This is a genomic window from Streptomyces durocortorensis (genome assembly GCF_016901035.1).
In the GTDB taxonomy this organism is placed as follows: domain Bacteria; phylum Actinomycetota; class Actinomycetes; order Streptomycetales; family Streptomycetaceae; genus Streptomyces; species Streptomyces durocortorensis.
On the sequence record NZ_JAFEUF010000080.1, the window covers coordinates 23,122 to 29,265 of the forward strand.

General features: G+C 71.6%; 7 protein-coding genes. 5 read left to right on the top strand and 2 right to left on the bottom strand.

From position 1 onward, the window contains the following. Positions 1 to 3: 3 nt before the first annotated feature. From JS521_RS17340 to JS521_RS17350, 3 genes are all read left to right on the top strand, one after another. Positions 4 to 783 carry an ABC transporter permease gene (locus JS521_RS17340; protein WP_205083885.1) on the top strand — a complete coding sequence of 260 codons (780 nt, stop codon included), beginning with the start codon at positions 4 to 6 and terminating at the stop codon, positions 781 to 783. A 139-nt stretch (positions 784 to 922) separates the two neighbouring features. After that, complete coding sequence (locus tag JS521_RS17345; protein WP_205083886.1) at positions 923 to 2,095, top strand: ABC transporter ATP-binding protein; 1,173 nt, start codon at positions 923 to 925, stop codon at positions 2,093 to 2,095. Next, complete coding sequence (locus tag JS521_RS17350; RefSeq protein WP_205083887.1) at positions 2,092 to 2,940, top strand: ABC-2 transporter permease; 849 nt, start codon at positions 2,092 to 2,094, stop codon at positions 2,938 to 2,940. Before JS521_RS17345 ends, JS521_RS17350 begins: the two co-directional genes overlap by 4 nt. 4 nt (positions 2,941 to 2,944) lie before the next feature. Here the strand turns inward: JS521_RS17350 and JS521_RS17355 are convergent, their stop codons facing one another. Beyond that, positions 2,945 to 3,274, bottom strand: coding sequence for an Rv1322 family protein (locus JS521_RS17355; protein ID WP_205083888.1), 330 nt, complete (start codon positions 3,272 to 3,274; stop codon positions 2,945 to 2,947). A gap of 212 nt (positions 3,275 to 3,486) precedes the next feature. Here JS521_RS17355 and JS521_RS17360 point away from each other — a divergent pair, with 212 nt between their 5' ends. After that, complete coding sequence (locus JS521_RS17360; RefSeq protein ID WP_205083889.1) at positions 3,487 to 4,551, top strand: LLM class flavin-dependent oxidoreductase; 1,065 nt, start codon at positions 3,487 to 3,489, stop codon at positions 4,549 to 4,551. A 137-nt stretch (positions 4,552 to 4,688) separates the two neighbouring features. Here the strand turns inward: JS521_RS17360 and JS521_RS17365 are convergent, their stop codons facing one another. Beyond that, on the bottom strand, positions 4,689 to 5,081 hold the full coding sequence (locus JS521_RS17365) for an SCO5389 family protein (RefSeq protein WP_006127608.1): 393 nt from the start codon (positions 5,079 to 5,081) through the stop codon (positions 4,689 to 4,691). Positions 5,082 to 5,353: 272 nt separating this feature from the next. Here JS521_RS17365 and nucS point away from each other — a divergent pair, with 272 nt between their 5' ends. Next, the gene (gene nucS / locus JS521_RS17370) at positions 5,354 to 6,025 is read left to right on the top strand and encodes an endonuclease NucS (RefSeq protein ID WP_088573263.1); all 672 of its coding nucleotides are present in this window, start codon (positions 5,354 to 5,356) and stop codon (positions 6,023 to 6,025) included. Positions 6,026 to 6,144: the final 119 nt, after the last annotated feature.

Here is a 6,144-nt window from a genome sequence, read left to right on the forward strand (position 1 = left end):
ACCATGGCATCGGTACCCGCGGTTCTCACCTCGGAATGGACCAAGATCCGGTCGGTCTCCTCGACCACCTGGACGCTCTTCTGCGCGTTCGCCGTCACGGTCGTGATGGGCGTGGCGCTGAGCGCCCTGCTGAACGCCACGTTCGACGACCTCTCCGAGGCCGAGCAGGCCACCTTCGACCCGACCTTCGTCAGCTTCTCCGGGACCATTCTCGGCCAGCTCGCGATGGTCGTGTTCGGGGTGCTCGTGGTCGGCACCGAGTACAGCTCCGGCATGATCCGCACCTCGCTGGCGGCGGTGCCCCAGCGCGCGACATTCCTCCTCAGCAAGATCACGGTGGCCGGGGTGCTGGCCCTGGTCGTGGGGCTGCTCACCAGCTTCGTCTCGTTCTTCCTCGGCCAGGCCATGCTCGGCGACCGGGGCACCGACATCGGCGCGGAGAACGTCCTGCGCGCGGTGGTCGGCGGCGGGCTCTACATGGGGCTGATCGCGATCTTCTCCATGGGAGTGGCGGCGATGCTGCGCAGTTCCATGCTGTCGCTCGGCATCCTGATGCCGTTCTTCTTCCTGGTCTCGCAGATCCTCGCCGCGGTGCCGGGCGCCAAGACCGTCGCCCGGTACTTCCCCGACCAGGCCGGGTCGAAGATCATGCAGGTCGTCCCGGACGCGATGAACACCGACCCTGCCCCGTACGGCCCGTGGGGAGGGCTCGGGATCATGGTGCTCTGGGTCCTGGCGGCGGTGCTCGGCGGCTTCCTGGTCCTGAAGGGGCGGGACGCGTAGAGCCCGTAACCGTCCGCTCGCACGCCGTACGCAACTTGGCCGGAACCGTCAGCGCCTGGTTATCCTCCTAACTCTTACGGGGGTGCGCGGCCGGGTGGGCCGAGCCCCGAACGACAGAGTGAGTCGATGGGGCTGGAGCATGATCGAGGCAGTCGGGCTGACCAAGCGCTACGGCGCGAAGACGGCCGTGGACGACCTTTCCTTCCAGGTGCGGCCGGGGGCCGTCACCGGCTTCCTCGGTCCCAACGGGTCGGGCAAGTCCACGACCATGCGCATGGTCCTCGGCCTGGACCGCCCCACCGCGGGTCACGTCACCATCGGCGGCCACCCCTACCGCAGCCTGCCGAACGCACCGCGCCAGGTCGGCGCGCTGCTGGACGCCAAGGGTGTGCACGGCGGCCGCACCGCCCGCAACCACCTGCTCTCCCTGGCCCAGCTGGCCGGCATCCCGGCGGCCCGGGTCGACGAGGTGCTGGGTGTCGTCGGCCTCCAGGACGTGGCCAAGCGGCGCACCAGCGGCTTCTCGCTCGGCATGGGGCAGCGGCTCGGCATCGCGGCGGCGCTGCTCGGCGACCCGCAGGTCCTGCTCTTCGACGAGCCGGTCAACGGTCTCGACCCGGAGGGCATCCACTGGGCCCGCAACCTCATGAAGTCGCTGGCCGCCGAGGGACGCACGGTCTTCGTCTCGTCCCACCTGATGAGCGAGATGGCGCTGACCGCCGACCACCTGATCGTGATCGGGCGCGGCCGGCTGCTCTCCGACATGAGCGTCACGGACTTCATCTCCGCCAACTCCGCCGACTTCGCACGGGTCCGGGTGCCGGATGACGGCCCCGAGGACCGGCAGAAGCTGACCTCCACGCTCATCGAGGCGGGCGGCCGGGTCATGTCGGAGCCGGGCGGGGCGCTGCGGGTCACCGGGCTGCCGCTGCCGAGGATCAGCGAGCTGGCCCACAAGTGCGACGTGCGGCTCTGGGAGCTGTCCCCGCACCAGGCGTCGCTGGAGGAGGCGTACATGCGCCTGACGCAGGGCCTGGTGGACTACCGCTCGACGGACGACGCCAAGGCGGGCCTCGCGGAGCCGCCGCCGCTGGACGCGTACGGCCATCCGGTCGGCGGCCACGCCGAGCTGCCCGCCGAGCCGCTGGAAGTGCCCCAGGAGGGCTGGTACGCCCCACCGCCGCCCGGTCCGCGCCCGACCCCGGGGTCGGGCGCGCCGGCGCACCCCGCCGCCGCTGAGCCCTCCGCTGCCGCCGTCGAGCCTTCCTCCGCCGCCACGGCCGGAGAACAGACCAGCAAGGACCCGAGATGACCTCCCCGGCCACCCCGCAGGACCGCGAGCAGGCGCCGGGAGCGGGCCTGCTGAGCTTCTACGAGTCGCCGATCCCGATCCGGCCCGCCACCCTCGGTGACGCGGTCGCCTCGGAGTGGACCAAGCTCCGCTCCGTACGCGCCACGGTCTGGACGCTCGGCGTGATGGTCGTGCTGATGCTGACGATCGGGCTCGGCACCGCGCTGCTGGTCGCGGCGAACGACGGCAACCTCGCGGGCGAGCCCTCGCTGGCGCTCGGCTTCTTCGGGGTGGTGCTGGGCTCGATCTGCGTGATCACGCTCGGGGTGCTGACGATCGGCTCCGAGTACGGCACCGGCATGATCCGTACGACGCTGACGGCGTGCCCGAGCCGGGCGCGGGTGCTCGCGGCGAAGGCGATCGTCTTCTTCTCGCTGACCTTCGTCGTCACGACGGTGACCGCCGCGGTGGTGGCGGGATCGCAGACCCTGATCCTGGACGGCGCCCCCGCGTCGGCCGGCGAGTGGCTGCTCTCCACGGTCGGGATCGGGCTGTACATCGCGGCCCTCGGCCTGCTGTCGCTGGGGATCGGCGCGATCGTGCGGCACTCGGCGGGCGCGATCACCATCATGATCGGCGTGGTGCTGCTGCCGCTGGTCCTCGCGCCGTTCATGTTCGCCCAGGATCTGCGAGGGCTCCAGCGCTTCCTCATCGAGTATTCGATCCCCAACCAGCTCGGCGCGTTGTACGGCGCGACGATCACCGAATCGGGCCCGTCCGGCTGGGAGCCGCTGATGCTGATGCTGGGCCTGGCGGCCCTGGCGCTGGGCGGGGCGGTCGCCGTACTGAACCGGCGCGACGTCTGAGGCTTCAGTAGCGCGGCGCGTTCCGGGACCGCTGCACCTTCGTGGTGCGGCGGTCCTTCGCGTTCCAGCAGGCCTTGTGCCAGTGCCTGCGGTCCTCGATGCCGCCGAACTCGGGCCAGGTCACCAGGTGCGGAACCCCGGAGGGGATCTCCTGGTCGCAGCCGGGGCAGCGGTAGCGCTTGCCCTGGGCGCTCGCGCCGCTGACCGGGCGCACCGACCACTCCTCGCCCTGCCAGCTCTCGGTGGCCCCTCCCCCGCCGTACCTGCCGGGCGCCGGGCCGGGGCGTTCGTCGGGACTCTCGCCGCCGCGGGGGCGGTTACGGCGCGGGGACACGGGACACCTCACGGGGGCGGATCGGGCTGGTCCGGCCAAGCCTAGGCGGTGTCGTTCGGGGCAGTCGTCGATCAGCCCGCCGACGCGGTCCGGCAGTGGGGTGAGTTAGCGGAAAATCGCAACAACTTCCCGCGGGACCGTGCCTTTGGCACGTGTCAGACGTTGTTGCCGGTGGGGGAGAAACGCGTCGGGCCGCAAGGAGGCAAGTAACGATGCGCATCGGAACGTTCGTTCTGGCAGCCCAGTTCCCGGGTCAGGGGCCGGGTGAGGCCCTGCACCGGGCCGTCCGGTCCACCGAGGCCGCGGAGGAGAGCGGGCTCGACTCGGTCTGGCTGGCCGAGCACCACTTCGTGCCGTACGGAGTCTGCCCCTCGGCGACGACGCTGGCCGCTCTGCTGCTGGGCCGCACCCGCAGGATCCGGGTGGGCACGGCGGTCAGCGTGCTGCCCAACCACCACCCGGTCGCCCTCGCCGAGCAGGCCGCGCTGCTGCATCTGACCAGCGGCGGACGCTTCTCGCTCGGGGTGGGCCGGGGCGGTCCGTGGGTGGACCTGGAGGTGTTCGGCGGCGGTCTCGACGCGTACGAGAACGGCTTCCCCGAGGCGCTGGACCTGGTGCGCGACTGGCTGCGGGAGCCGCGGGTCGCGGGGCGCGGCGAGCGGTTCGGCTTCCGCGAGGTGGCGGTGGTGCCGCGCGCGGACGAGTTGCTGGAGGGCCAGGCGGACGCGGGGCAGGGCGGTCCGGGAGCGGGCGCGGCGGGGCCCGAGGTCGTCGTGGCGTGCACCTCGCCGAAGAGTGTGCGGCTCGCGGCGGCGCGGGCGCTCCCGATGTTGCTGGGCATGCACTGCGGGGACGCGGAGAAGGCGGAGATGGTCGCCCTGTGGCGTACGGCCGCCCGGGAGGCCGGCCATCCGCCGGAGGTGGTGGAGGGTGCCGCACATGTGTCCGCCGGGGTGGCCCAGATCGCGGACGGCGCCGGGGACGCCACGGAGCTGCTGGTGAAGGCGATGCCCGGCTGGCTGCGCCAGGGGCTCGACGCCCATGTCACGGTCGACGGCAGGCACCGCGTGATGCGGGATCCGGTCGCGTACACCGAACTGCTCTGCGGGCTGCACCCGGTGGGCACACCGCAACTGGCCGCCGACCGCCTCGCGGCCACCGCCGAGCGGACCGGGATCACCCGCTTCGCCCTCCTGGTGGAGGGGTCGGGCGATCTCGCGGCGACCGAGGAGAACGTGCGGCGCCTGGGCGCGGACGTGCTGCCGCTGCTCACCTGAACTGCGCCTGACCTGCGCCTGTTCCTGTTCCTGTGCATGGAGAAGGACCTCGCGTGGGACATGTGGTGCGGTGGTACGGGAGCTGCCGCCCCGGAGCCAGTTGCACCTCCCGCGGCCCGGGACGGCAGCAGAAGCGTTCAGCAGTCCCGTAGTTCGGGCGACTGGTTGAGCAACTGGCCCCTCACCGAAGTGAACTTGGCCAGTCGGTCGTCGACCGAGGCGTCCAGCGGGAACACCGCGACGCGGTGGCAGTTCTGGAATGCGAGACGCACTCCGAAGTGCCGCTGCAGCGCGCCGCGTATCGCATCACTCGCGAGCGCTCGCAGCAGCTGACCACGAGCCTGCTCGTCCGGCGGCGGCGTCTGGTTGTCGGCGAACTCTCCGCCGTCGACCTTCAGCTGAGCCACCAGCGAGCTGATCATCTCCCATGCGAAGGGCAGGGAGGTCCGGACGCAGTCGACGAAGTCGGCTTCGTCGACCTCGCCTCGCTCGGCCTGTTCCAACAGCGCCGGTGAGACGTCGAGCGACATGGGTTCTCCTCTCGCGACCCCGGACAGTGGCCGGGGCCTTACGGGCAGGGAAGGGGGGCGACGACGCAGCGTGCACGGGCGGCGACCTCCTGCATCCACGGTAAGCGCGCAGTCGAGGCCGCACCAGAAGATTGGGAACACAACCGGCCAATAACGAAGGGGCGCAAAGAGGGGCAAGCCCGCTCCGCCGCGATGCGGCGTGCCCCGAGTGACGGGAGGCCACGGGTGGGGAAATCGCGTCGGGCCCCGGTCGTCGAGTAGCGTTGCCGACCATGCGTCTCGTCATCGCCCGTTGCTCCGTGGACTACGCGGGCCGGCTCACAGCCCACCTGCCCTCCGCCCCCCGACTGATCCTGGTGAAGGCGGACGGAAGCGTCTCCATCCACGCCGACGACCGTGCGTACAAACCGCTCAACTGGATGTCCCCGCCGTGCACCCTGAAGGAGGGCGTCGACGGTGAGGAGGGCGTCTGGACCGTGGTGAACAAGGCGGGCGAAAAACTGATCATCACGATGGAGGAAGTCCTCCACGACTCCTCGTACGAGCTGGGCGTCGACCCGGGGCTGATCAAGGACGGCGTGGAGGCGCACCTCCAGGAGCTGCTCGCGGACCGGATCGAGATTCTCGGCGAGGGACACACCCTGATCCGCCGTGAGTACCCCACCGCGATCGGGCCGGTGGACATCCTGTGCCGGGACGCGGACGGGCAGACGGTGGCCGTGGAGCTGAAGCGGCGCGGCGACATCGACGGCGTGGAGCAGCTGACCCGCTACCTGGAGCTGCTGAACCGCGACCCGCACCTGGCGCCGGTCCGGGGCGTCTTCGCCGCGCAGGAGATCAAGCCGCAGGCCCGGGTGCTGGCGACGGACCGGGGCATCGGCTGCCTGGTCCTGGACTACGACGCGATGCGGGGCATCGAGGACGACAAACTGCGGCTGTTCTGACCGTCCGGCACCTCTCGGCAGTGGGGGGGGGGGGGGGGGGGGGGGGGGGGGGGGGGGGACGCCGGCCCACGCAACGCCGCAGAGACACCCCGGGCCGCGACCCGGGGCACGCCCGCGGC

Excerpts from the sequence above, each read along its gene's own strand:
- JS521_RS17340 (WP_205083885.1), top strand. The coding sequence starts at position 4 with ATGGCATCGGTACCCGCGGTTCTCACCTCGGAATGGACCAAGATCCGG.
- JS521_RS17345 (WP_205083886.1), top strand. The coding sequence starts at position 923 with ATGATCGAGGCAGTCGGGCTGACCAAGCGCTACGGCGCGAAGACGGCC.
- JS521_RS17350 (WP_205083887.1), top strand. The coding sequence starts at position 2,092 with ATGACCTCCCCGGCCACCCCGCAGGACCGCGAGCAGGCGCCGGGAGCG.
- JS521_RS17360 (WP_205083889.1), top strand. The coding sequence starts at position 3,487 with ATGCGCATCGGAACGTTCGTTCTGGCAGCCCAGTTCCCGGGTCAGGGG.
- JS521_RS17365 (WP_006127608.1), bottom strand. The coding sequence starts at position 5,081 with ATGTCGCTCGACGTCTCACCGGCGCTGTTGGAACAGGCCGAGCGAGGC.
- nucS (WP_088573263.1), top strand. The coding sequence starts at position 5,354 with ATGCGTCTCGTCATCGCCCGTTGCTCCGTGGACTACGCGGGCCGGCTC.